The organism is Mycobacterium persicum (assembly GCF_002086675.1).
In the GTDB taxonomy this organism is placed as follows: domain Bacteria; phylum Actinomycetota; class Actinomycetes; order Mycobacteriales; family Mycobacteriaceae; genus Mycobacterium; species Mycobacterium persicum.
Genome location: NZ_MVIF01000234.1, coordinates 1 through 1,414 on the forward strand (window position 1 = coordinate 1; position 1,414 = coordinate 1,414).

The following is a 1,414-nucleotide window of genomic DNA, read 5'->3' on the forward strand; positions in this document are numbered from 1 at the left end:
GGGTAACGGCGGTACCGGCGGTGTCGGTGGCCATGGTGGCGGTTCTGGCGGCGCGGGCGGTCGTGCCGCGGTGGTGTTTGGCGCCGCGGGTAACGGGGGTGCTGGCGGCGCCGGCGTCGACGGGGGTCCTGGTGGCGGCAACGGTGGTGCCGGAGGACATGGCGGTGTCGGCGGTAGCGGCGGCATCTTCTGTGGTGGCGGTGCTGGCGGCGCCGGTGGTGCTGGCGGTGCCGGCGGCACAGGTGTGGATGGTGGCGCTGTCGGCGGTGCTGGCGGCACTGGTGGCGCTGGCGGCGACGGGGGCGCCGGCGGGCGGGGTGCGTTCCTGTTCGGCCATGGCGGACACGGTGGTTCGGCCGGGCAGGGCGGTATTGGTGGAACTGGTGGCAGCGGTGGTGACGCCGCTGCCACCGGTGTCGGCGGTGCTGGTGGCATGGGGGGTACCGGCGGCACACCCGGACAGACTGGTGCCGGGGGCGCGTCTGGGCTCATCTTTAGTTCCGGAGGAGCGGCGGGCGGTGCCGCCGTCGGCGGCGCTGGCGGTACCGGCGGCCATGGTGGCGTGGGGGCCGCCGGCACGGACGCCACCCCCGGCTCCGGCGCTACCGGCGGTACCGGATTTGCCGGCGGTACCGGCGGAGCCGGCGGTGTTGGTGGTGGCAGCGGATCGGCCCAAGGTGCGGGCGGACACGGCGGTGTGGGTGGCACCGGCGGTGTCGGCGGTGCTGGTGGCACGGGTGCTGATAGCACCAACCCGGCGATTGCCGGTCAGGCCGGTGGTCAGGGTGGTACCGGTGGCGCCGGTGGGCATGCGGGCAGGGGCGGCCTGGGGTCGAGCACCGGTGCGGATGGCACCGCCGGTGATGGTGGTACCGGTGGTGTGGGTGGCACCGGTGGTAAGGGTGCGGATTACACCGCCGCGGTGGGTGCTGGGGCGACCGGCGGCACCGGCGGTACGGGTGGTGCTGGTGGGCAGGGCGGCACCGGCGGCAACGCCGGCAACGCCTTCACCGGCACCGCCGGCACCCAGGGTGCCGGCGGCCAAGGCGGCACCGGCGGCACCGGCGGCACCGGCGGCCAGGGTGGTACCGGCAACGACAGCACCAACCCAGCCATCCCCGGCGGCACCGGCGGCCGGGGTGGCACCGGCGGTCAAGGCGGGGATGCCGGCAAGGGCGGCCTAGGTTCGAGCACCGGTGCCGATGGCACCGCCGGTGACGGCGGCACCGGCGGAATCGGTGGCACCGGCGGTAAAGGTGCCGACTACATCGAGTCGGTCGGTGCCGGGCAGCAAGGTGGCCAAGGCGGTGATGGTGGTGCCGGCGGTACCGGCGGGGACGGAGGCCAGGCCGGCAACGGTGGTGGCGGCACCTTTACCGCCGGTGCCACCGATTCCGCCGGTGCCGCCGTCACC

1 pseudogene is annotated in these 1,414 nt (G+C 75.4%); it reads left to right on the forward strand.

Annotation, left to right across the window (positions count from 1 at the left end):
* A pseudogene (locus tag BST40_RS32250) lies at positions 1-1,414 on the forward strand (PE family protein); the annotation flags it as partial.